The organism is Streptomyces sp. NPDC002809, assembly GCF_040295435.1.
Classification (GTDB): Bacteria; Actinomycetota; Actinomycetes; order Streptomycetales; family Streptomycetaceae; genus Streptomyces.
Window position 1 is genome coordinate 95,074 of record NZ_JBEOVJ010000014.1, and the last position, 24,106, is coordinate 119,179.

General features: G+C 70.4%; 15 protein-coding genes and 1 pseudogene. 13 read left to right on the forward strand and 3 right to left on the reverse strand.

The window, feature by feature from the left end:
* Window positions 1-15 precede the first annotated feature (15 nt).
* From ABT025_RS12145 to ABT025_RS12195, 11 genes are read left to right on the forward strand one after another with little or no spacing between them, the layout of a single operon-like run.
* Window positions 16-216: a hypothetical protein gene (locus tag ABT025_RS12145; RefSeq protein WP_350992772.1), complete on the forward strand. Its 201-nt coding sequence runs from the start codon at window positions 16-18 to the stop codon at window positions 214-216.
* Entirely contained in the window at window positions 201-4,667 is a 4,467-nt protein-coding gene (locus ABT025_RS12150) for an AHH domain-containing protein (RefSeq protein WP_350992774.1), read from the forward strand. The genes ABT025_RS12145 and ABT025_RS12150 overlap by 16 nt, the downstream gene beginning before the upstream one ends.
* Before the next feature lie 22 nt (window positions 4,668-4,689).
* Window positions 4,690-5,199 carry a hypothetical protein gene (locus ABT025_RS12155; protein WP_350992776.1) on the forward strand — a complete coding sequence of 170 codons (510 nt, stop codon included), beginning with the start codon at window positions 4,690-4,692 and terminating at the stop codon, window positions 5,197-5,199.
* Entirely contained in the window at window positions 5,196-5,621 is a 426-nt protein-coding gene (locus tag ABT025_RS12160) for a hypothetical protein (RefSeq protein WP_350992778.1), read from the forward strand. Before ABT025_RS12155 ends, ABT025_RS12160 begins: the two co-directional genes overlap by 4 nt.
* Window positions 5,618-7,357, forward strand: coding sequence for a hypothetical protein (locus ABT025_RS12165; RefSeq protein ID WP_350992780.1), 1,740 nt, complete (start codon window positions 5,618-5,620; stop codon window positions 7,355-7,357). Before ABT025_RS12160 ends, ABT025_RS12165 begins: the two co-directional genes overlap by 4 nt.
* A complete protein-coding gene (locus tag ABT025_RS12170) occupies window positions 7,357-7,731 on the forward strand; it encodes a hypothetical protein (RefSeq protein WP_350992782.1) in 375 nt (124 codons plus the stop codon). The genes ABT025_RS12165 and ABT025_RS12170 overlap by 1 nt, the downstream gene beginning before the upstream one ends.
* Complete coding sequence (locus ABT025_RS12175) at window positions 7,728-8,396, forward strand: hypothetical protein (protein WP_350992784.1); 669 nt, start codon at window positions 7,728-7,730, stop codon at window positions 8,394-8,396. Before ABT025_RS12170 ends, ABT025_RS12175 begins: the two co-directional genes overlap by 4 nt.
* Entirely contained in the window at window positions 8,393-9,718 is a 1,326-nt protein-coding gene (locus ABT025_RS12180) for a baseplate J/gp47 family protein (RefSeq protein WP_350992786.1), read from the forward strand. Before ABT025_RS12175 ends, ABT025_RS12180 begins: the two co-directional genes overlap by 4 nt.
* Window positions 9,715-13,974, forward strand: coding sequence for a LamG-like jellyroll fold domain-containing protein (locus ABT025_RS12185; RefSeq protein ID WP_350992789.1), 4,260 nt, complete (start codon window positions 9,715-9,717; stop codon window positions 13,972-13,974). The genes ABT025_RS12180 and ABT025_RS12185 overlap by 4 nt, the downstream gene beginning before the upstream one ends.
* On the forward strand, window positions 13,967-14,557 hold the full coding sequence (locus ABT025_RS12190; RefSeq protein ID WP_350992793.1) for a hypothetical protein: 591 nt from the start codon (window positions 13,967-13,969) through the stop codon (window positions 14,555-14,557). The genes ABT025_RS12185 and ABT025_RS12190 overlap by 8 nt, the downstream gene beginning before the upstream one ends.
* Before the next feature lie 40 nt (window positions 14,558-14,597).
* Entirely contained in the window at window positions 14,598-16,703 is a 2,106-nt protein-coding gene (locus ABT025_RS12195) for an autotransporter outer membrane beta-barrel domain-containing protein (protein ID WP_350992795.1), read from the forward strand.
* Window positions 16,704-16,863: 160 nt separating this feature from the next.
* On the opposite strand, the pseudogene ABT025_RS12200 reads toward ABT025_RS12195, so the two are convergent.
* A pseudogene (locus ABT025_RS12200) lies at window positions 16,864-17,025 on the reverse strand (IS982 family transposase); the annotation flags it as partial.
* 125 nt (window positions 17,026-17,150) lie between these two features.
* Here ABT025_RS12200 and ABT025_RS12205 point away from each other — a divergent pair.
* On the forward strand, window positions 17,151-17,540 hold the full coding sequence (locus ABT025_RS12205; protein ID WP_350992797.1) for a hypothetical protein: 390 nt from the start codon (window positions 17,151-17,153) through the stop codon (window positions 17,538-17,540).
* A 336-nt stretch (window positions 17,541-17,876) separates the two neighbouring features.
* Entirely contained in the window at window positions 17,877-19,997 is a 2,121-nt protein-coding gene (locus ABT025_RS12210) for a phosphocholine-specific phospholipase C (RefSeq protein WP_350992799.1), read from the forward strand.
* Window positions 19,998-20,840: 843 nt separating this feature from the next.
* Here ABT025_RS12210 and ABT025_RS12215 read toward each other — a convergent pair.
* Window positions 20,841-23,753: a helix-turn-helix transcriptional regulator gene (locus ABT025_RS12215; RefSeq protein ID WP_350992801.1), complete on the reverse strand. Its 2,913-nt coding sequence runs from the start codon at window positions 23,751-23,753 to the stop codon at window positions 20,841-20,843.
* Window positions 23,754-23,848: 95 nt separating this feature from the next.
* Window positions 23,849-24,070, reverse strand: coding sequence for a hypothetical protein (locus ABT025_RS12220; protein ID WP_350992804.1), 222 nt, complete (start codon window positions 24,068-24,070; stop codon window positions 23,849-23,851).
* Between the last annotated feature and the right edge of the window lie 36 nt (window positions 24,071-24,106).

The window sequence follows — 24,106 nt, forward strand, 5'->3', positions numbered from 1 at the left end:
GACAGGAGTGTTCACATGCCCACGATCACCTGTCACTTCCCCATCACCGTAAGGGTCACGGGGAGTCCTTCGCCCGCCGCTCTGCAGCGACTGGGCGAGGTCGTCGAGGAGGCCCTGATCGCACGCCTGCGTTTCGCGCGGGCCAGGATCGCGGCGGCGGGATACACCGAGATCATCCCGGCCGAGGAGCCGGACCGCTCGTGGGCGGCGCCGTGAACACACCGGTCGAAGCCACACCCGGCACCGCCGCGCAGCCGGCGGTACGCGGCGTGGCATTCCGGCGACTACATCTGCCGACGTCGGTCGCTTTCACCGGGTACGCCGAACGTCCCACCTACGAAGGGCTGTTGGAAGCACTGCTGCTCCGCGCGGTAGCCGATGCGATCGACAAGGACGACGAGGGCGCGGGGATCACCGGCCCACAGCCGGGGGCGCCGCCGTCCGGCGACGGGGCGGAGGCCGGAACACCGGTGGAGCCCAATCCGGGCAGTTCCGGCCACCTCACCTTCGCCATGGCCGTGGACGGCACGGACGACGGCGGGGGAGAAGGGCCGGGAGGGCACGAGGGGGACGAGAAGGAGGCAAGGGGCGGTGCCGGAGAGGGGACCGGCGCGGCCGGTCCCGGCGAGAAACGAGGGGACGGTACGGAGGAGACCGCCGCACACATCGGCTCGCCGGCGGCCGGCACACAAGAGACCTCCGAGACGGCCGCCACCACGGACACGGGCACGGACCCGGACACGGACCCGGGCGACAGCGAGACCGGTGCCCCCACCACCGACACCGCGTCGCAGCCGCCGCCCCTCCCCGAGGCGGCCGCGCCCACCGCCCCTACCGCCACGATCGGCACAGACGCGACGACGGCATCCGTACCCGCGTCCGGCGAGGCCGGCGGGTCCGGCGGGGCTACCGAGGCGGACTCCGAACAGGACCCCGACGTGACGGTGGTGACGGATCCGCAGAGCGACGTCATCCAGGGGCCCAGCCCGGTCGACGGACGCGCCGTGATGGTCATCGGCGCCACCCAGCTCGTGATGCTGGGCGAGGCGACCCGCCACGTACGCTCGCGCAGCCTGATCCATGCGGTCCAACTGGGCGACCACCTCTTCGGCGCCCGCTCCTTCGCCGTCCTGGAGGGGCCGCTCGGAACGTCGGGCAGCTTCTACTGGGCCGTCGCCACCGCACCCACCGTCACCGACGAGATCATCGGCAAAGAGGTGGCGAGCTGGGAGCTCGAGGGCCAGAGGATAAGCACTTTCACGGGCTTCCACGTCCTGCCCGTCGTCACCACGCTCGACGGTCACCGGTACGGAGTGAATCTGCTGTGGACCAAGGAACGCGGCTGGGTGTGGGGGAGCGCGGACGAGGGCAAACGCTGGATCCGGATCAGCAAGTCCCCGCAGGAACACTGGCTTTCGGCCGAGGAACTGAAGTTCCTCACCTTTCAGGAGCTCGACCGCCTGGTGGACGCCGGCCTCGCCGGGAACGACGAAAGCCTGGAGAAGGCCGCCGCCCAGCTGGGCGAGATGAACGCGAAGGCCTTCGCCCTGGTGGACGAGAGGACGAGAGAGAAGTACCTGGAGATCCTGGTCAAGGCGTGGACGTTCGAGGAACAGCGGCACGCGATCATCGAGATCATGAAATCGCTGGACGGCCTGGCCCAATTGCAGGCGGTCCGGGACCGCTTGATCCGGGCCGGCCTGTACGAGCAGCTCTTCGCCGACATGGGAGGCGAGCTCTGGGAGCTGCTCACGGAGGTCGGCAAGAAGTTCGGGGACCACAAGTCCCTGACCGTGCGGGAGTTCATCGGACTCGTGGCCGAGTCACTCAATCTGTCGATGCACCACGACACCGGGCTGAGCCGGAACGTCGAGCAGGAGCAGACCGCTGTCGTCGACCTCAAGATGATGATCGAGTTCGAGGAGGCCATCAGGGCGGCGATGGGATTCGTCCTGGGTACGCTCGACTCCTTCAAGATCATGCTGACCCAGCCCGAGAAGATTCTCTCCGGGCTCTGGGAGCTCCACAAGCTCACGGTCACCTGCTACCTGGCCAGTTACGGTCACGCCGAGTCGACCAGGCAACTGCAGGTTCTGCTCACGAAGGTCGGTGCCACGCTCGTCGAGGGTCTGCGCGGTGCCGCTCTCTTCGGGGTCGGCCCACGCGTGGCCACGAGGATCAAATGGGCCGTGATCATCGAGGCGCTCACCTGGATCACGGAGATCCAGGCCGCAGTCGAGGCACTCGTCAAGATCGAGAAGATCGTCGCCGTCCTGCGCTTTCTCAAGATGCTCAAGGTCTTCGAAGGCGAGAGGATCGCCGCGCGCTTCACCCGGCTGGCCGAGGCGCTGCACGCGGGCAGCGCCGTACTGAACGGGCTCAAGGACGAGCACGCGGTCGCGGAGTTGCTGATCATGCTGCCCGAGGAGGACGGCGCCCGCCTCGGCGCGGTCCTGCAAGAGGTCGAGGTGCCCAAGGGCAGCCATCTGACAGCGCTGATGGAGCATCCACGGCTCGGCCCCGTCCTCACCGACATCAGAGGGAAGGCCGAGGTCCTGCGCGTGTTCGGCGCCAAGTCGGGGGGCCTCACGCCGGAACTGGCGTACGCCTTCGGCCGGCTGACCGGGAAGGACGGCTTCGCGATAGCCGAGGTCGGCCGAGTGGCAGACGCGCTCCAGGAGGGCGAGGGTGCTCGGTTCACCAAGATGCTGGAACAGATCGGCTTCGGCCGCATCGGGGCCCAGGCCGAGGTGAAGGCCGACCTGCTGGCGATGCTGGCCGGGGACAGCCGGCGCATGGACGCCGTCCACCAGTACGGGATCACGGTCGTGGGTCAGATGCACGCCCGCTCCGCCGGAGGGGCGGAGGTCTTCGACGCCATGATCGCGAGACTTGAGAAGATCCGTGCGAAGGACGTCGCCGACGGCAAGGCGGTGGAGTTCAGCGAACTCCTCGACAAGCTGCGCCAGGGGAAGAAGGGTGCCTGGCGGAGGGTGGACCGGCCGCTCAAGGCACCCCCTGTCAGGGCGACGGTCGCCGAACGGGCCCCGGTACTGCAGCGGATCAAGGAATTGCGCAAGCGGTTCCCGAAGAACAAGGTCAAGAACCCGAAGGCGATGGGGAACGCGCTGCAGCAGATCGCGCGGATGTCCGAGACCGACCCGGCGAAGGCCATGGAGCACCTGGAGAAGTTCGAGGATGCGCTCAGGGCCCAGGGCACGACCGAGGGCCACGTCGCCGACATCTTCGCGGAGGCGGAGGCGAAGGCGAGCCGTGAGGCCAAGGCCCTGCACCACGAGCCCGGTGAGGCCCCGGCGGAGCAGCTGGGTACCCGCGACAAGCTCAAGTCGAAGACCGGGGAGGCCGGGTCGCCGTCGCACGAGCTGACGGCGTCCATGGAGGGCATCGGCCAGCACAAGGCGTACGGGGAGGACGCGCACCACCTCGCGCCGGCGTCGGACCGCCGTGCCGAGCCGGTGAGGGACATCCTCGAATGGGCGGGTGTGAATCCGGACGACGACCCGCTGAACGGTATCTACCTGCCCAAGACTTCCACGGACCCGAAGATCATCGCTCAGGCCGGGACACGTCATCAGGTTCTGCACACGGACAACTACTACAAGGAGATGACGAGGCGACTGGTCGAGGCCAGGAAGCAGAGTGGTGCGGACGGTGTGGTCCACGAGATGTCCAGGATCAAGGAGGACCTCATCCACGGGTGGCACCCTCCCCCCGCCACGGGTGCGGGAAGCGAGAACTTCGCCCAGTGGTTCGACGGGTACAAGCACAACCTGGAGTGGCTGACCGACGCGGAGCAGCTCGAGCTGCTCGAGAAGGTGAAGGCCCCACCGCGTAGGAAGAGGGCGCCACGGGCGCCCCGGAAGGCAAGCCCGAGGACGACGGGCCCCGGGCCGGTCCCGAACCCTCAGCCCCCGGCGAAGGCGAAGGCCAAGCCCGAGGTGAAGCCCGAGGCCAAGCCGGTAGCCGAGGCCAAGCCCGTATCCGAGGCGAAGTCCGCGTCCGAGGTGAAGTCCGCGTCCGAGGCGAGGCCCGCGTCCGATGTGTCGCCCAAGGCCGATGCGAAGTCCAAGGCCGATGTGAAGCCTGCGTCCGAGGCGAGGCCCAAGGCCGATGTGAAGCCCGCGTCCGAGACCAGGCCCAAGGCGAAGCCCGAGCCCGACGCCAAGGCCGGATCCGAGGCCCCACCCAAGCGCAAGGCGAAGCTCAAGACCGAGGCCGCACCGCCGGAGGTCAAGTCCGAGGCCAAGCCCGAGGCCAAGCCGGAGGTCAGGCCCGAGTCCGCGACCACGTCCGAGACCGAGCCCCTCCCCGAAGCGGAAGCGCACACGAGGGTGGCGACCGAGGCTCAGCCCGCAGAGCCGTCCGCAGACGCCGCCCGCATCCGCGTGGAGCCCGAGCCACGCATCCGCGTGGAGCCCGAGCCACGCATCCGCGTGGAGCCCGAGCCACGCATCCGCGTGGAGCCCGAACCGCGCATCCGCGTGGAGCCCGAGCCGCGCATTCGCGTGGAGCCCGAACCCCGCACGCGCGTCGATGTGGGTTCCGAAGACGTGCTGGGCGAACCGCTGCACGACGTCGTCGAGGACCCGCAGAAGCCGGCACGGAAGAAGAAGCGGGCGAACAAGCAAGGAGGCCGGGAGAAATGACCAGGGAAAGCAGGCGTGGACCATGCCCGCCGGTGTGAACGTTCCCGTCCTGATCGGCGCGGTGCCGCTGTTCACGGTCACCAGTCTGTCCCTGAGCGAGGGGTATCAGGTGGCCAGGATCGCAGGCAGCCGCCTCGCCCAGCTCGTCGCGCCGACGACCAGATCGATCAGTGTGGAAGCCGTACTCGTCGGCAGGACCCGTCTGCTGTCCAAGAAGGGGCTGGAGGCGATGGCGCTCACCTCGCGTGCGCTGGCGGGCTCCACGGCACCCTTGATGAAGGTGGCCGGGCTGCCGGTCGTCTGCGGGATGACCGTCAGCCTCGACATGCAGATCACGAGCCTGCGCTTCACCCAGTCCAACCAGAAGCGCGACGCCCTCGACGTCACCATCAGTCTCGAACAGGTACCTCGTTCCAGCCTGACCGCGATGCTCGGGGAAGCCATGGACATCGCGCTCGCCGCCGGCTCCGTCGCGATCCCCAGCGTCAGCGAGATGATCTCCCCGGCCCGCCAGCTGGGAGGCGGACTATGACCGCCGAACTCCTCTTCCACCGGCTTCCGGTCGAGCCCGACGCGGGGCTTCCACAGGCATTCCGGTGCCCGGTGGGCGACATCGCCTACGACTTCGCCCTGTACGCCAACTTCGACGGGGGTGAGGACGATCCGCCCGAGACGCTGTACGACCTCGCCGAGTGGAGCCGGTCGCCCCAGCCGATCAGACCCGAACTGCAGCCCGTGCCCCCAGGCCACCTGGTGCTCAGGGTGAGTGGCCCCGGCGCCGACGGCCCGCGCGTCCTCTTCCTGCGCAAGCTCGTTCCCGAGCCGGATCTCGTCCACGCGGCGGGACCGCTGGCAGTCAAGCTCGTAGAGGCGGTGGTGGCCCGCGGCAACCTCAACGGAAGCGGCCACTACGGCTCCCGGATCGTGATCGGGGTGGCACAGCGATGGGCGTGATCCTCTGGTACCTGCTCGACTTCCCGATCCTGCGGCAGAAGATCTCGAACGACGCCCGCAGCGGGTCGGTGCTGGCCGACGCCGAGATCACCGTCAAGTACGAGATCGGTGAACCGGGAACGTTCGACATCACCTTCGCGGACCTGCCGATCGACCTTCACAAGGCGCTGACGGCCGCTCTCGTGGAGAAGACCGGCCCCGAGGCCGGAGTCGACGTCGACATCCACCTCGGATACCTGGACGACCCCTCCGCGCGGGAAGTGGTTCTGTCGGGCAGGGTCGACGCGATCAAGTCGACGACCCGGTTCCCTCCGCTCGCCATGCGCCTCACCGGGTTCGAGGAGGCCGCGTACCGGCTGCTCAACCACACCGACCCGGGCAGCAGTCCGGCCAGGGCCGCCTTCTCGAAGGCCGGGACGACGCCCTTTGACGCGGCGGAGCACATCGCCGGGCTCGCCGGGGTCAAGACGGTGGGTCCGGAGGAACCCTGCGCCTATCTCCGCGAGATCAACAGGACCGGGAAGAACGCCTTCGCACTGCTCAGAACAATGGCCGACGAATGGGGGTACGAAATCCTCGTCCAGGACGGGGCGGTCCAGTGCGGGAAGACCCTCAGCCATCCGCCCGAGAAGAGCAGGTTCCCCGACATTCCCAAGGACGCGGTGCTCGCGGCGATGATGCTCAGCGAGGAATGCCTCGTCGCGCACAGGACGATGACCGCCGCCCGGCTGGCAGAGTTCAAACCCGCACAGCTGGAAGCGGTCGGCAAACAGACTCTCACCACCGACCCGGCCGACCCGGAGAAGGTCGGGGTCTTCGATTTCACGGTGCTGGGCGTCCCCTCTCTGCGGGCCGGGCAGATGGTGGCAGCGGGAGTGGAGGGCTACGAGAAGCCGCTCCGGGGCTTCCGCGTCCTGCAGTTGACCCACACGTTCTCGCCGCGGACCGGATACACCTGTACCGGCCGCGCCGTGGAGTTCAGCATGGAGGGCGGCAACCACCGGCGCAGTGAGCTCGCCCGCAAGGCGAGCGCCCACTCCATCGCCGACCTGATCGCAGGCAAGGCCCAGGAGCGCGCCGCCGTCAACCCGTCCGTCGACGTCGGCCACGTCGACAAGGCCGATCCGGCCCAGCGGGTGGCGAGCGTACTCGTCGGCCAGCGGCCCAACGAGGCCATGGCGTCGCCCAGCGTGGACGTGGCGGTCACCGGGGAGAACGGGGAACGGCACGACAAGCCTGTCGCGTCACCCTTCGCCTGGCACAACGTCGGTCTGTCGGTCCCGGTGTACAGCGGCATGCGCGCACTCCTCAACCAGGTCAAGGACGACCCCGACGACACCGTGGTGACGGGATTCCTGTGGGCCAACGACCCCAAGGCGGACCGCCCGAAGTCCAAGGAGGGCGACTGGTGGCTCTGCCTGCCCACCGAGCTCACCAGCGGCAACTCGCCCAAGCCCACCGGCAAGGGCGTCAACGACCTGACCGCCGCGGACGGCCGCCGGGTCGTGGAGGCGATCGGGCTGAAGATCGCGATCGGCGAGAAAGCCTGCTCACCCGTCGGCGAACGGCCCACCGAGGGGGACGCCGAAGTCTTCCTGCTCACCCACAAGTCGGGGACCACCGTCAAGATCGACGCCGACGGCAACGTCACCGTCGACGGCGGAAGCCAGGACGTGGTGCTCAAGTCCGGGGGAGCGACCCTCACGATCGGCAAGGGAAAGGTGGCGATCAGCTGATGCCCCTCGTACTGGTCGAAGGCGCGATCATCCAGTGCACCCACCAGGGCAGGCTCACGTTCGCCGCAGGCGACCCCCGGGTCACCGTCCAGGGCAGAGGCGTCATCCTCGCCGGGAAGGAGGGCGGCCTCGTGTTCGGCTCGGCGGCCACCCCCGTACCGGGCATGATCACGCCCTGCACCGCGACCACTCCGGCCGGCCCCCAGCCCTGCGTCATCACCCCGGCGACCCCCGACGGTTGGTCGAAGAAGCTGACCGTCGGCGGCACCCCGGTCCTGCTGGCCACGGCCTCCGGAGTCACCGCGAGCGGGCAGGGACCCGGGCTGTGGACGGTGGAGACGACCGGCCAGAGCGTGCTGGAGGCCCTGTTATGACCGGGAACGAACCGCTGGAGCGGCGCGAGGGCCCTCCTGCCGGCGGCGCCGAGGCCGCGGACCGGCCCGGCGGGCAGGCCGGAGACTCGCTCAGGGCCGGCGCTTCGCCGCCCACCGCGACGCCCGCGACCGCCTTCGACCCCTCGGCCGCAGTCGGGGAGCCGGCCGCCGGCATCCGCCCGTACCTGTCGGGCGAGGTCCCCCGGGAAGGCGCACCGAGCCTCGGCCGGAGCCTTGCCCTCGACGACGGGGATCTCGTCCTCGACGGACGCTCCCACGACCTCGCCCTCGTCGTCGGTGCCGACGCCCTGAACCAGGCACTGGAGCTGGGCGTCGCCACCCAGGCGGGCAGCGACCGGCTCAACACCCGGTTCGGCTTCGACCGCCTGGCAATCGGCGCCTACGCCCAGGACCTGCCCACGCGCAAGGAGTTCCTCACGATGGAACTCGTCCGCTGCCTCAGCTCCGACTTCCGGGTCACCGACGTGCGCGAGGTGTTCTTCGACGACGACCCGCGCTATCTGGAGCTGCGGCCCGGACTCGACGAGGAGACCCATCGCCGGGAGGTGGCCGCCGCGCACGCGGCACGGATCTACGCGGTCTACGCAGTCGTCGACACCGTCGCGAACACCACTCTCACCCTCCGAGCAAGGGGAACCCCATGACCTCCGAGGAACGGTTCGGCGTCGCCGAGGACGGGTTCGTCGTCAAGGGCATCGACCGGATCATCGCCGATCAGCAGACCCGCGCCCGAGCCATGTTCGGCGACGATGTCGACCTCACGTCCGGCAGCGCCCTGCGCAAGGTCCTGGACGCCGCTGCCTACTCCAGCCACGAGCTGTGGCGGGCCCTGGAATCCCAGTACTACGGCACCTTCATCACCACCGCCGCGGGCCCCAGCCTGGACCTGCTCGGCTGCGACCTCGGACTGCCCCGCCGCGAACTGCGCGCCCGCGGGCCGGTCGGCCTGACGATCGCCCAGCCGGAGGCCGACCGCCGCTACGTCTTCCCGCAGGGCACGCTCGTCGTGACCGTGCCCGCGCCCGACGAGCGCATCCTGGCCTTCCGGAGCACACGGGCAGTCGTCCTCTCCACGGAGCAGCCGTCCGCCCCGGTCGAGGTCGAGGCCGTCGCGCGCGGCGCAGCGGGAAACATTCCCGCCGGCCGCGAGCTGCGACTCGACCCCGAGTGGGCCCGGCACAACCTCAACCTGGGCACCGCCGAGGTGAAGCCCGTCGTGCAGCAGACCTTCCACGACGGGAACCTCGGCGAGTCCGACGCCGTCTACCGTGCCCGTCTGCTCGGCGTCCCCCGCACCGTGTGGACCCAGGAAGCGCTGCTCGCCCAGGTGCTCGACGTGAACGGCGTGCGTGACGCGGCGATCTTCGACCCCCTCGGCGGGGTGGAGGCCACCCGGCGCTCCTTCGGAACCTTCCGCTTCGGCAGCCGCGCCTTCTCCAGGGAGCGCCAGACCGGCTCCCCCTACTTCTTCGACCTCGTCGTCGCCGCCGAGCCCGGCTGGCCCTGGAACAGCGGCGAGGCGCTCGTCCCCGGCGTGTACGACGAAGTCCTCGACGTCGTACGGCAGTGGCGGCCGATATCGGTGTTCCCCGACATCCTCGCGGCCAACCAGGTCGACGTCGGGATACGCGCCACGCTGGTCGTCGAGGCGGGCCACGACGAGGAAGCCGTCAAGGGCGAGATCCTCGACGCCGTACGAGCCTCCGTCAACCGGCTCCGGCTCGGACACGGCGTGCTCCACTCCGACATCGTCCTCGGCGCCCGCACCGCCGCGGGAGTGGTGGACGTGCAGAGCCTGCGTCTGCGGCGCTTCGCCCCCGCCTTCGGGCAGACCTATTACGGCGGAGGCACCTACGGCGGTTCCCACGAACTGTCCGTGGGCGAGAACCTGGACCTCGCCCCCGACGAGATCGCCCGCTTCTCCGTGGACACCTCCATGGCCGACCTCCAGGTCGTGGTCACATGAGCACGCCGAATCCCTGCGGCCTTCCCCGCTTCCGTGACCCGCTGCCGGGCGGCGCACTGGCCGTCATGCGGGACGCCCTCCCGGCCACGTACGACCGGGGGATGGAGCGTATGACCGTTCCGCTCGAAACCGCGCGGGACGACGGGACGATCGTCGTCGGCGAGTACGGCTTCGCGGCCTACGAACGCTTCTACGGCAAGCCGCCCGCCTCGCCCCGCTACCTGCTCGCCCCCCGGCAGGACGTCACCGAACCCCTCACGGTCCGGGTCTCCTTCACCCGGGAGGTGGGAGCGGCCCCGGAGCGCGTGGACGTGCCGATCCCGGCGGGTCACCCGGCCGGACGCGCCGTGACGGTCCCGATCTCCGGCTCCGCGGCCGACATCACCGACCGGCTGCAGCTCGTCGAACTCGCCCCCGTCGCCCCCGCCCGTACCTTCGGGACCGTCAGCTGGGAAGTCACCGCACTGCTCGGGAACATGGCCAAACTGCTCTGGGTCATCGGCGCGGAACACGAGACCATCGCCGATCACCTCCGGGACGTGACGGCCCAGCGGAACACCGACACCGCCCACGGCGTCAGCCTGGACCTGCTGGGCCTCGACCTCGGTGCACCCCGCTTTCCGCCCCGGCCGCATGCGGTGGACGACGACACGACCGCGCTCTTCCACCTCGACGACGTCCCGCCGCCCGACGAGGACGAACCCCCGGACCCCGAAGCCGAGGTGACCACCGTCGTCGACGCCGCCGCACCCGGCACACCCACCCGGCAGGGGCACAACACCGGCGCCCACAGCGGCCGGACGGGACGCTTCTCGCACGCATTCGGCTTCGGGCCGGGCAAGGGCCTCATCAGCGTCGACGACGCTCCGGTCTTCGACCTCCCCGCCACCGCCCCCTTCACCGTCGAAGCGGTCGTGCGACCCGACCGGGCCACCACCGCGACGACCGGAGCAGTCATCTCCAAACGCAGGAAGCTCAACACCCCCGAGGACAAGGGCTGGTCCCTGACCGTGGGCACCTTCCGCGGCATCGACCACAACCTCCGCTTCTCCGTCTCCGACGGCAGCACCGAGGTCGCCCTGTTCGCCGACCGCGACCTCGGCGACGGAGCCTTCCACCACATCGCAGGCGCGCTCGACCGCGAGGGACCGACCGCCACCGTCCTGCTGTACCTCGACGGACACGAGGTGGCCCACCGCGCCACCGGAACAGCCCTCGGCACACTGACCAGCACCGCCGACCTCGTGATCGGCCGGGGCACGGAGGCTCTGGACGACGGAGAGTCCACCGCGCAGTACGCGGGCCTGATCGAAGAGGTCCGGATCTCCGACGCGGCCCGTTCGACCTTCGGCCCGGTCACCGGCGAAGCCGATGAGCAGTACCGCCGCCGGCTCCGTATCTTCCACCGCTGGCTGCTGCCCACCACTGACGGATTCCGGACCGCGGTGAACGCGGCGGCCGAAGCGATCGCCGTGGCCCCGGAGGACCCCGAGCCCTTCGAGGTGCGCGAGCCAACCGGAGCCGTGGCCACGGGAGGTCACTCCCTGCGCGTGCTCCCGACGGAACTCCTGGTGAGCCAGTCCGTCACCGCCGAGGGCGAGTTCGGCACGCCGGAGGAGTCCGCCGTCGGCACCGCCGCACGGGACGAACCCGACTTCGACCCGGCCTGGCTCATCAGCCATCCGGACGATCCCGGACTGACCTTCGCGGACGGCGAGGACAGCCGCCGGATGCAACTCGTCGTCGTACGTGCCCTGGACGCACTACGTCGCCGCCTCGCCGCACTGGACCGGCCCACGGGACCGGATGTCCCGGCCACCGGCTCACTTCACGTCCTCAAGGCGTACGACGCCACCGCCACCGGCCTGCACGGCGTCGGGCGGGCCGTCCTCCTCACCCACGAGCCGGACATCGGCCCCACACAACTCGGCGCGCTCGCCCATGCGGCCGGATTCGGCTGGGTCCACCACACCAGGGAGGGCCACATCTACGCCGCCCAGCCGCGCGGCGATGTCCTCAGCATCACCACGGGCCCCGCGGACACGCCCTCCGACCTGCCCGATGTCACGGAGGGCGGCGCACTCGTCCTCGGCATCGAGCCCGACCTCTCCCACCTCACCGATGCCGAGATCCGCTGGTCCGTCCTCCGCTCGGGTGCCGGTGACGCCGTCTTCCTGCCCCGCGAGCCCGGTACCCTGCACGCCCTCGGCGCCGGCGACGTCTCGGTCCGGGTCGAGGTCGTACGCCACGGCCACGTCGGCAGCGGCACCCGCCTGATCCGGATCGGCCTCTCCGACAGCGCACTCACGGCCGGACAGAGCATCAGCGGCACCGGTCGCCGCGACCCCGCAGAGGTGGCCGCGGCGGGTCCGCCCACCACCGACTTCGACCCGCACATGCTGCACGTGCGCACCGATGACCTGACCCAGCCCCCGCGCCGCGTCGACTACGGCACCGAGCCCGGCAACCGGATGATGCAACGCGTCACCGCCGACGCCCTCGACCGGCTGCTCGACCGGCTCTCGGACCTGACCGGTGACCTCATGGTGCTCAAGTCGTATGTCCCGGAGGCCGAGGGCGAACCGCCCCCGGACGGCCCCGCCGCCCCCGGCCCCGACCCCGACACCGCCCTCCACGCCCAGGGCCGGGCCCTGCGGCTCCGCCACCCCACGCTGACCGCGTCGGCCCTCGCGGCACGGGCCTTCGCGGCACGCTTCGACCTCATCCGGATCGACGGACCCGACGAGCCGGGCGGACCGGAGACCGTCCGCGTCGCCGTCGCCCCCGGCGAGCAGCTCACGGTGACCGGCCCGAGCGAGGTCGACACCCAGGAGTCCGCCCTTTTCGAGACGGCCCCCGCCGCCGAACCCACCGCGGCCTGCTTCGCCGGCGACGGCTCACGTCTCTTCCTCGCCGAGCCGGGCACGCACCGGGTCACCTCCTTCGCCCTCCAGGCCGAATCGCAGCGCCCCGCCCCGCGGATTCGTCCGGGCACCTCACGCAGGGTCGCACCCTTCCCCGGTGCTCTCGCCTTCGGCGGCGGACGCCTCTTCGTGGCGCACGAACGGCTCCGACGCATCTCGGTCCTGACTCCCGCGAACCTGGAGCCGGCCACCCCCTCGGAGCTCACCTGCCCCGGCCCCGTATCCCTGGCGACGGACACCGACCGGCTCTACGCCGGCTGCGGCGACAGGACACTGCGCGCCTTCGCCCTGGCGACCGGCGAGCAGGCGACCCCGCTGCAACTGCCTGCCGTACCCAAGTCCCTCGTGGTTGCCGCCGGCAGTCCCTTCCTGTTCGCCGTTCTCGACAACGGCCGGTGGTGCCGCGTGGAACGCGCGACGCTGACCCTGCGCGAGACCGTCGACACCGGCGACCCGAAGGCCCACTCCGCCGCCGTCACACCTGACGGGAACAAGCTGTACGTGATCTGCCCCGGAGCAGGTTCGGACGGCGGCGGTGGCATCCGGGTCTACCACCCGCCGGACGAGAATCCGACAGCACTCATCGACGGATTCCCCGCGGGTGCCGAGCCGGTGGCGCTGAGCCTCGGTGGCGACGGGAAGCTGCTGTACACGGCGACGGAGGGCACACCATCGGCGGCCGGCCGGGTGCACCTCGTCGACGTCGCCACCGACGCTCGCCTGCCGCAGGTGTTCAGCCCGGGACGAGGCGGGACCGCCCTCGCCGCGAGTCCCTCCGGTGCCCCGTACCCGCCCTGCCTCGTCATGGCTCCGCGCCACGGCGGCACCGTGCTCCTTGCCGATCCCGCACCGCTCGGTGAACGTCCGCCCGCTCCGCCGCGGCTCGACGCCGAGCTTCCGCTGGGCACCGGCATGGGTGAGGTACTTGCGTGGTCGTCCACTCCGGACGGCAACGGCGCCGCCGAACCGGCGACGCCCGGCGCCCCGGTGTGCGAGGTCGTCGGCCGCGTGCCCGGACGGGTCAGCATCCGGACCACGTACCTCCCCGGTGAGGGGCTGCGGCCCTACCAGTGCGAGGTCCGGCTGAAACCCTCGCTGGAGTCGAAGCCCGGCGCCGCCGTCACGAAGGAGCAGTACGACCTGATCCTCAACGTCCTCAACTGGTTCCACCCTCTCGGCGTGGAGTGCCGCACCGACCGGCTGAGGAGCCTGGCCGGTCTGGACCCCGAGGAGACGGAACGGCCCCGCCTCCACACCTTCCCGACGTATCACGTCGCGGATCCCTTCTCATCGCCCTTCATCCACCTACGCAAGGACGACCGTCATGATTGACCTCTACCGACCTCAGTTCAGCCACAAGGACTGGATCGACAACCGGGACCGCGTCCAGGCGGGCGGCGAGGACGGACTCAACCAGCGCTTCCACCTGCTGGAGGCCGAGTTCGCCGGGCTGGCGCAGAACCAGATCAACAAGATCATCGACGCGCTGGGCGCACCGACGAGATTTCTCACACTCACCCCGGCCCTGGTGCGTTACACCGACGCCGGAGCCGAGCGGGTTGCCTGGTCGCAGGCCATCGACATGGTCGAGAAGCAGGACAGCAAGACCGAGGCGCACGGCTTCATGAACGTCGTACTCCCGGACGGTGCCTTCGTACGGTCGCTGTTGGTGACCGGGACCAATCTGTCCGGCACCGGCACGCTGAAGGTGAGTCTCATCGGCCGTGACATCAGGAACACCGGAGGCGGCACCAACGTCCTCGTCGAGTCCACGAATCTGGGCACTCCCGTCCCACTGGACGGCGACGTGAAGATCTCGAACGAGTCGCGCCGCTACTACCTGAAGGTCGACGTCGACGGCGCGGAAGCGAACAAGGCGGTGAAGGTCTTCTGCGTCCGACTGGCCTACCAGTGACCGTCCGGAGCGCCCTTCGGCGCACCGAGAGGAGACGACCATGTCAGCCGCGGGACCGATCACAGGGCAGGACGAATCCAGTGGGTACACAGAGCCGCAGGTGTTCGGTGTGTGGGGGGACAGCTCCAGGGGGAGCGGCGTCATCGGCAGCAGCGGGAACACGGGCACGGCCGAGGAACCGGTCGGCGGTGTGTTCGGCGACAACAAACAGGACGGCGGCGTAGGAGTCGTGGGCCGGTCCCAGCACGTCCAGGGGGGCACGGGCGTTGCCGGGATCAGCGTCGGCGGGATCGGGGTCTCGGGCCTGGGCAAGGGAATCGGCCCCGGGGTGCTCGGCACCGGTGGTCAAGGCCCGGGCGTGAAGGGCGAGAGCACGCAAGGGGTCGGGGTCACGGGCGAGGGAGCTCTCAAGAGCCCCGGCGTCCTCGGCATCGGCATCGAGGGTCCTGGAGTGGAAGGCAACAGCGTCCAGGGCGCGGGTGTGTCCGGAACGGCCACCGGCCCCGGCCCCGGGTTGCGCGGGTCCTCGGCCGCCGGCCCCGGTGTGTCGGGCACGAGTGCCGGCGGCCCCGGCATCTCGGGCGAGGGCACCGGTTCCGGCCCGGGAGTCATCGGTGCCGGCGTCACCGGCCCAGGGGTCGACGGATCCAGCGCCCAGGGCGACGGCGTCACGGGCACGGGCGGCAGCAGGGGCGCGGGCGTCGTCGGCACGGCCACCGCAGGTCCCGGGCTGTCCGGAACGAGTGCGGAAGGCTCCGGAGTCGTAGGCCAGGCGGGCAGCACCTCCCCGGGAGTGGACGGGAAGTCCCCGGCCGGACCGGGAGTGTCCGGCACGAGCACGGAAGGTCCCGGAGTCTCGGGCGCCAGCACAAAGGGCGACGGTGTCACCGGTGAGGGCAAGGGCAAGGGCGCGGGCGTCTCGGGCCGCGCAGTCGGCGGCCCGGGAGTCTCGGGCACCAGCACCGGCGGTCCGGGCCTCCACGGAACGGGCGGAGGGGCCTCCGCCGGCGTCGAGGGTGTCGGCTCGTCCGGCGCGGGTGTGCTCGGTACGAGCACGCAGGGCTCCGGAGTCTCCGGCAGCAGCACGCAGGGGGTGGGCGTCACCGGGAAGGGCGGCGGTGCGAACGCCGGAGTGGAGGGAACCGGCGCCTCGGGTCCGGGCGTGTCCGGCGCCAGTGCTGGAGGCGTCGGCGTCACCGGTACCGGAGGCGGATCCAGCGCCGGAGTCGTCGGCACCGGCAGCGGCGGGGCCGGCCTCAAGGGCGTCAGCACCAGCGGTGCGGGAGTCCTCGCCGAGAGCACGAGTGGCGCGGGTGTCTCCGCGTCGAGCACACAGGGCACCGGTGTCTCGGGCACGAGTACGCAGGGCGTGGGAGTGTCCGGCAAGGGCGGCGGCGCGAACCCCGGAGTGCAGGGCACCGGAGGTGCCGGACCCGGCCTGTCCGGGAGCAGTACGGGAAACGCCGGGGTGTTCGGCAAGGGCGGCGGCACGAATCCCGGCGTCGAGGGCACCTGCACCTTCGGTTCGGGCGTCCACGGCACCAGCGCCCAGGGCTACGGAGTCGAAGCGGATGGAGCCACCGGTCTGTACGCGAAGGGGGCGTCGAGAGCCGCCTATCTGGACGGCGACGTCGTGATCACCGGAACGCTCTACGAAGGCGCGAACCGCGTGAGGATCGACCACCCGATCCAGCCCGAGGACCGCTATCTGGTCCACGCCGCGGTCGTTTCCTCCGAGCTGAAGAACGTCTACGACGGCACTGCCGTCCTCGACGAGGACGGCAGTGCGACGGTCGAACTGCCGGATTGGTTCGAGTCGTTGAACGAGTCCTTCCGCTATCAGCTCACCGCCGTCGGCGCCCCCGCCCCCGGTCTCCACGTCAGCCGCCCCCTCGCCGACCACACCTTCGCGATCGCGGGGGGCGGGGCAGGCCTTGAGGTCTGCTGGCAGATCACCGGAGTCCGCTGCGACGACTGGGCCAGGGCCAACCCGCTGACCACCGACGCGGTCAAGCCCGAGGAGGAGAAGGGGTTCTTCGTGCACCCCGAGCTGATCGGCGCGCCGGCGGCCCGCTCCCTGCCCGCACTCGTGTCCCGGCCCGCCCCACGGAACACACCGCCCGAGGAGAGGGCGGGGCCGGAGTGACCTGGGCCGTGTGAGCCCTCGGGCAACCGATGACAGCCGACCGGAAGAGATCTGTTGCCGCGGCAGGCAACGTTCGGCCCGTCGACGACGGCGCGTAGGCGCTGGTCGTCGGCGCGGGCCACGACACCTCTGCGTGTGCGCCTCGGTGCCGTTCGAGGTGGTGGCGCAGGTGACCACGGGCAGGGCGGAGCCAATCGGCCTCGGAGGTGCAGCCGATTACGGCCTGCATCGCGGCGAGGGTGACCATTTCGGCATCGCTCAGGCGGGGCGCAATGCCGACCGGCGGGAGCCACGCCGCCAGGTCGGGACGCTCCTTCAGCATGTCGTCGGTCGTCGCATAGAGTGCCGTCGCGAGGGTGGCCACGTCGATTCGTCAAAAAACGATCCTGGACACCCTCCTTCTCGTCTCCGCAGGCATCCCTTGGACCACACCACCAGGAGGAACCGGTGTCCTACCCGCGACTGCTCACCCCCGAGGAGAGGCTCGCCGACGCGAAGAAGCAGTTGAGCCTTCCGCGTATCGTCGTGATCTGCGGATCCACCCGCTTCATGACCGAGATGAACGAGGCCGATCTGCGGGAGACCGGAGCCGGAAGGATCGTGGTCAAACCGGGCTGTGACATGAAGTCGCCGCACGAACTCTGGTCCGATCCCGTCGAGGCCGAGGCGCTGAAGGCTCGACTCGACGATCTGCACCGGGCGAAGATCCGGCTCGCCGATGAGGTGCTCGTGGTCGGCGACTACATCGGAGACAGCACCCGAGCCGAAATCGCCTACGCCCGGTCGCTGGGCAAGCCCGTGCGGTTCACGCACCCCGAAGTCGACCCTGAGGCCTGACCGCCCGCCGCCACCCGACAACCAGGGCCGCCGGGCTGCATCCGCCCGCATGGCCATGTCGCCCAAGTACGGTTCGCCTCCGTTCGCGCGGAGAGCACGGATTCCCTGGTTCGGCAGGCTGGCCAGCTCGGCCGGCTCGGCCGGCTCGTTGGCGAGCGATGCGGACGGGGCGAGCGATGCGGGCGGTGCGGTGCGGGTCTGCTGGGGTGCGTGCTGGGCGGTTGGACTTCCCATACGACCTGTTGGAGGTTCACCGCGTAGCCGTACGAAATCCTTCCCCGCGCCACCCGGCTTGATTAGCTTCCCGGCTGTACGACAGAACTCGGGAGGCTCAACTTGACCACGGACATTTCACGGCGACGGCTCTTCGCGCTCGGCGGCGGTGCGCTCGGCGCTGCGGCGGCGGGGTCGCTGCTGCCGCCTTCGCTGCAGGCCGCGATAGCCGCGCAGCCGGCACATTCGGCGGGGTCCGGCGGCCGTGACGGGCTCGGAGCCATCAAGCACGTGGTGATCCTGATGCAGGAGAACCGTTCCTTCGACCACTACTTCGGGACGCTCCGGGGCGTACGGGGCTTCGGTGACCGCAACGCCGTCGAGCTGCCCTCGGGCAAGCCGGTCTTCGAGCAGCCCGCACCCCTGGGCACCTCCGTGCTGCCGTTCCCGGTGCGAGGCGCCGCCGAGACGCAGAAGAAGGACCTCCAGTACATCGGTGCGCTCGACCACTCCTGGAGCGGCGGCGGCAAGGCGTGGGCCGGTGGGTGGATGAACGGCTGGGTATCCGCGAAGACGGCCGCCACCATGGCGTACTACGACCGCCGTGACATCCCGCTGCACTACGAGCTGGCCGACACCTTCACGGTCTGCGACGCCTACCACTCCTCCATCCACTCCTCTACCAGCCCCAACCGCAACCACCTGTGGAGCGGGAAGACAGGCAACGAGCCGAACGGCAAGCGAGCCGTCGGCAACGACGCGTACGACGAGGGCACCCACCCCGGATACGACTGGGGCACCTACGCGGAGCGGCTGGAGAAGGCCGGGCGCAGCTGGCGCACGTACACCGAGTGGGAGAACTTCACCGACAACCAGATCGAGTTCTTCGCCACCTTCAAGGCCATTGCCCGCAAGGCGTTGGCGAAGACCGGCGGGCACACGTACATGGAGTCGTTCTACTCCGCCGTGCGGGACGCGGACGCAGCCGAGCGGGAGCGGCTGTTCGGCCTGCTGGAGCAGGGCGTCGCAACCCTGGACAAGGCCGAACGCCGCCTCTTCGAGCGGGCGTTGCGCCGGGTGGAGACCGGAACGCTGGCCGACGAGTTCGCCAAGGACGTGGCGGCGGGCACGCTGCCGGAGGTCTCCTATCTGGTGCCGTCCGCCGTCGACTCGGAGCACCCGAGTGTCTCCTCGCCGATCCACAGCGCGACGATCGTCTACAAGGTCCTGGACGCGCTGGGCAAGCACCCCGACGTGTGGCGGCACACCGCCGTCATCATCAACTACGACGAGAACGACGGCTTCTTCGACCACGTGCCGCCGCCGGTCGCCCCGCCCGAGGTGACCGAGGAGCAGTGGGAGGGCAAGCCCACCGGTCTCGGCATCCGGGTGCCGATGCTCGTCGTGTCGCCATGGACCATCGGCGGCTACGTCTGCTCCGAGGTCTTCGACCACACCTCCGTGATCCGCTTCCTGGAGCGCTGGACCGGGGTGGAGGAACCGAACATCGGCGACTGGCGGCGCACCGTCACCGGCGACCTGACCTCCGCCTTCGACTTCTCGCGAGGGCGTCGCCGGCCCCAGGCGGAGCAGCCGGGCGCCATTCCGCCGTTCAGTGGCCGCTGGTCGCCGAGGCCGCCCCTCGTACAGCACATGCCCGTGCAGGAGCCGGGCGCGCGCCCGGCCCGTGCGCTGCCGTACCAGCCGGACGCGCAGGCGAAGGTGGTGAAGGGTGCGGTGCAGGTGGTCCTCAGCAACACGGGGCGTTCGTCGGCGCACTTCGCGCTGTATCCGTACGCGGGCGAGTTCCCCGTTCCGCAGCACCGGGACGTGAAGGGCACGACGCAGTGGACGGTGCCCGTCACCGGCGCGGCGTACCGGTTCACGGTGACGGGGCCGAACGGCTTCCGCCGCGAGTTCGCCGGGTCCGCGAAGGACGGTGCCCCGGCCGAGGTTGCGTCGCGGGTCGACGCCCGTGAGCGCGATCTGCATCTCACGCTGCGCAACACGGGGCGGACGACGCTCACCTTCACGGTGCGGCCGCTGGGGTACGTCGACGAGGCGGACCTGCGCGACTGGACCAGGACCGTCAAGGTCAAGCCGGGGCGCAGCCGCACCGTGGTGCACTCGGCGGCCGACGCGCACGGCTGGTACGACCTGGACGTCAGCGTCGACGGGGACGACGCCTTCCGGCGCCGGCTGATGGGGCACATCGAGAACGGCCGGGCGAGCGTCTCGGGCTGACCCGGGTCCGGGCGGTGGGGCGCCGCTCGCCACCGGCGGCCCGCCCTTCGATTCGCTTCCGGGACGCGCTCGGCAAGCAGTGCGAGGAGCGCACCTGATGTCGGGCAGTATCACCAAAGCCGCCCGGATCCTGGATGCCGGCGTCCGGGAAGCCGCCTGATTCTGCCGTTTTCCGGGGGACAGCAGGTTCTATGTCCGCTGGTGGTGCAAGTAGGACGGCCGTCTGACCAGCAAGAACGTCGATCCGGGTCGCCAACGTCGGGTGACGGAGCGGATTCCGCGAGGTGGAAGCCGGCGGTTTCCGGTCCAACACTGCACACGTGAGCAGAACCGTCTTCTGGCGTCCACCCGGTCCAATTCGAGCCTGTTCACGCGGGTTTGGATTTGGTGGTCCAGGTGCGTCGACGGTGTTGGTGACAGGCGCGTGACAGGACATGTGTGACGGCTTCGGTTCTGCTGGCCTGAGGGCATGGTCCCGACTCGTGTGCGGGCAGCGGTCACGTACTCGGCCAGTCGGGTCGCGTGGCGCCATGCCGCTTCCTGCGCCTCGAAGCGCCTGACGCGGTATGTCTCGGCGTACTGGACGCGGGCCTTCTCCATGGCGGCTTGCCGGCGGAGCAGGAAGCGCGCCGTCCCGTAGGATCTGTGGCCGATGACGGTGGCGGCGCCGGGCGGGGAGACGGCGGCCGTCGCGGCGTCGGGTCTCAACTGTCACGCCCATCAGAGGCGTTGCTCAAGCCAGACCGCACGGCGCGGCGGAGCGATGTGCTCGCAGCAAGCGGATCCACCTCGGCGGGCAGGCCGAGACCCCCGGAGTGAACCGGGCCCCGGCCGCCCCCCCCGTCATAACTCCGGCAGTTGGGTCGACTGCGCACACAGATCCGCGCGGTTCGCGGCACCCGTCTTGTTCATCAGGCTGGCGATGTGTTTCTCGACCGTGCGGGGCGAGATGAACAGCCGGTCGGCGATGTCCTTGTTGCTCAGCCGGTCGGCGAGGAGCCGGAACGCTTCGTACTCCCGCACCGTGACGCCGAGGGCCCGCAACTGCTCGGGGATGCCGTCCGTGCCGCTTCGGTGCTGGTGCACGGGGGCACCGAGCCGTCTCAGAGCGGCCCGGCAGGCATTCGTGACGGCAGGCACCCCCTGCTCGTGGAAGTGGTGCTCGGCCCGCCTGAGCCAGGCGACCGGCTCGCCCCAGCCGTCCTCGTGTGCCGCGTCGGCGATCAGCCGCAGACCCAGATGCAGGGCGGTCGGGTACGCGGCGGCATCCCGCAGCGCCGCACCGATGCGCTCGGCCGCCTCTTCGCTCTTCCCTTCCCGGCCGAGCAGGACGGCATCGGCGAAGGTGACGAACTGGCGGTTCCACCGCATCCGTCCGACCGCCGTGGCGGCGACCGCCTCCTGTCGCGTTCGGTCCGCGTCACCGGCCAGCACGTCCAGCAGCAGCCCCACCCCGTGCGTGCCGCTGAGGTAATAGGTGCTGGGATTGTGCCGCTCCAGTTCCGACACCGCCCCCAGTTCCTCCCGTGCGAGGTCCCGGTCCTCCTCCAACAGGGCGCAGAACGCGCGTGCCATGCCCAACGTGAGTGGTTCCTCCTGCGAACCCGCCCCCTCCCATTCCGCGAACGAGTCGAGGGCCGCCTCCATCGCCCGTCGATCGCCCTGGTGCGCCTCCAGCGACGCCAATGACATCAGGAGGTACCGGACTGCGGGGGCGAGCTTGAGCCTCCGCACGATCGTGAGGCACTCGACGGCGGCTTCCCGCGTCGCCTCGCGCACACCCCGCATCACCCCGTCCAGGACGAGAATGCCGTCCACGGTGTGCACGATGCTGATCGAGCCCAGCCGCAGCGCCTCCTCACGGGCGGACAACAGTCCGGAGGTGTCGCCTTCCGCCAGCCAGTCATTGCCGGCGATACGGGTCGCCGCGTACATCCGCCGCAGTGGGAGCTGGTGCCGTTCGGCCGTCGACAGGGCCTTTTCGAGCATGGCCCGGGACTCGTCCGGGTCCCGCTCGCGGGCCACGGTCGCCAGCAGCTCCCATGCCTGGCAGGCGACCGCAGGCAGCGCGTAGCGCTCGGCGGCATCGGCCGCCGAGCGGGCGAGCTTCTCCGCTTGCTGGGTGCGGTCCGTGCCAGGTGTGTCCAGCGCGAGATAGGCAGCGGTGACGTCTACGGCTGCCGTCGCCGCACCATCCGGACTCGCTCCCAGCACCTCGCGGGCGCGGTCGATCTGCCGGTTGCCGTCGCTCCAACGCCCAGCCGTGTGAGCCACTTTGGCCAACCGGGTGTGCAGGATCGCCAGACGTGACGCACCCAGACCGGCGCTGTCCAGGGCGTGGAGATGCTCGACCAGGTCGAAGGCCCGGTCGAAGTCGCCGGATTCGGCCAGCGCGGGCAGGAGCGGCTCCAGCGCACCCGCCCGGTCCTGTGGGTCGCCGGACTCCGCAAGCAGCGTCTCGGCCCGGCTGAGCAGGGTTACCGCCGAACCGAGCGCGCCCGACGTCAGAGCCCGCCGCCCCGCCTCCGCGAACAGCTTGCCGGCCGCGGTGTCCTCGCCGGCCGCGGACCGCAGCCCGGCCGCGAGCGCGCACCACTCGCCGGGCAGTTGCGGGTGCAGCTTCTCCACCGCCTCCGCGCCCTGGCGTGCCAGGTCCGCCCGCTGAGTCGGCGTCAGCTGAGTGAACAGGGCTTCCACGGTGGGTGAATGACGAAAGGAATACCAGTCGGGAGCGGGCTCGTCCGGGACCACCAGGCGAGCCGCGACGCCGGCCTGCAGATGGCTGAGCAGTGCCCGGTCGTCAATGCCCGTCATCCGCTGGAGCACGGTGAGCGGGAACCTTCTGCCCAGCACGGCCGCCGCCGACAGCAGCGTCAGGCCCTCCGCACCCAGCCGGTCGATACGGCGCAGGATTCCCCGGGCGAGAGCGGAGGAGACGTCGCCGCGCGGATCACCGACCGTCCGCCAGCCGTCCGGCCCCTGCACCAGGGTGCCCGCGCCGATCATCGACTGGAGTAACTCCTCGACCAGGTAGGGGCTGCCTGCGCCGCCCTCCCACAACCGCTCCAGCACCGCCGCGGGCACGTCCTGCGCAGTGGTGCCCAACTGACCCGCCACCAGTTCGCAGACCTGGGGGCGGGTCAGTGGCGACAGCTCCACGACCGAGGCCGTGCCACGCCGGCGGGCCGACTGCGCGAGGTCCAGGACGTCGCTGAAGTCCGTGCGGATGGTGGCGAGGAGCAGAACCGAGCTGTACTCCAGATTGTCCACGAGGTATTCCAGGACGCCCAGTGTCTCGGGGTCGGCGTCGTGCAGGTCCTCCAGCACCACGATCCGACCCCGACCGTGGTCGGTGGCCATGAGCAGACGCAGTACGGCCTCGCCCAGGATCACCATGGAACTGCTGTCGCCTGCACCGGTGTTCCAGTCCGGGATCAGTCGTCCCAGCACGGGTCTGTACGGCCCCAGGGGCAGCTCGTCCAGCGATTCACCGGTACGGAACAGAGACATCAGCGCCTCGGTCAGCGGTCGGAAGGGCACCGCTGGACCGGTGGTGCTGCTGCGTCCGCGCAGCACGCCCATCCCTAACTCGAGCGCGCTGCCCACGACCTCGGCTGCCAGCCGGGACTTGCCCACCCCGGCTTCGCCCACCAGGAAGACCACACCGCCGCGTCCCTGCCGAGCCTGGGACAAGGCGCGTTCGAGTAAGCCCAGTTGGGCATCCCGGCCGATGAGAGAAGACGCTTGGGAAGGCATGACCTCAAAGCATAATCAGATTACCCGGAGCCGTGGTGTGGCGTCCGGCCCCTCATTTCGCTCGGCCTGGCGGCCCGCCGAGCGAAATGGCGCGTCTACTGGGGCGAGGACACCGAGGTGTCGATCGAACTCAGCGTGATGACTATTCCACTGGTGAGAACCATGCCTGCCAGGACGCGGGCGCGGGTGCACGCACGATTGCGGCCCGAGAGTGTGATACCGCCTGCGGCGTCCTGCTCGGCGCCGGCAGGCGTGGGGGCACCGGCCTCGGCGGAGGCGGAAGCGGCCTGGCTGGAGGACTGGTTCTGCTGGTTCATGGGAGAACTCCTTCGTGGGGAAGTGCTCGGGTGAGC

What these genes read in the sequence shown, in the direction of transcription:
- ABT025_RS12145 (WP_350992772.1), top strand. Translation starts at nt 16, where the DNA reads ATGCCCACGATCACCTGTCACTTCCCCATCACCGTAAGGGTCACGGGG.
- ABT025_RS12170 (WP_350992782.1), top strand. Translation starts at nt 7,357, where the DNA reads ATGCCCCTCGTACTGGTCGAAGGCGCGATCATCCAGTGCACCCACCAG.
- ABT025_RS12190 (WP_350992793.1), top strand. Translation starts at nt 13,967, where the DNA reads ATGATTGACCTCTACCGACCTCAGTTCAGCCACAAGGACTGGATCGAC.
- ABT025_RS12220 (WP_350992804.1), bottom strand. Translation starts at nt 24,070, where the DNA reads ATGAACCAGCAGAACCAGTCCTCCAGCCAGGCCGCTTCCGCCTCCGCC.
- ABT025_RS12160 (WP_350992778.1), top strand. Translation starts at nt 5,196, where the DNA reads ATGACCGCCGAACTCCTCTTCCACCGGCTTCCGGTCGAGCCCGACGCG.
- ABT025_RS12180 (WP_350992786.1), top strand. Translation starts at nt 8,393, where the DNA reads ATGACCTCCGAGGAACGGTTCGGCGTCGCCGAGGACGGGTTCGTCGTC.
- ABT025_RS12215 (WP_350992801.1), bottom strand. Translation starts at nt 23,753, where the DNA reads ATGCCTTCCCAAGCGTCTTCTCTCATCGGCCGGGATGCCCAACTGGGC.
- ABT025_RS12155 (WP_350992776.1), top strand. Translation starts at nt 4,690, where the DNA reads ATGCCCGCCGGTGTGAACGTTCCCGTCCTGATCGGCGCGGTGCCGCTG.
- ABT025_RS12175 (WP_350992784.1), top strand. Translation starts at nt 7,728, where the DNA reads ATGACCGGGAACGAACCGCTGGAGCGGCGCGAGGGCCCTCCTGCCGGC.
- ABT025_RS12195 (WP_350992795.1), top strand. Translation starts at nt 14,598, where the DNA reads ATGTCAGCCGCGGGACCGATCACAGGGCAGGACGAATCCAGTGGGTAC.
- ABT025_RS12185 (WP_350992789.1), top strand. Translation starts at nt 9,715, where the DNA reads ATGAGCACGCCGAATCCCTGCGGCCTTCCCCGCTTCCGTGACCCGCTG.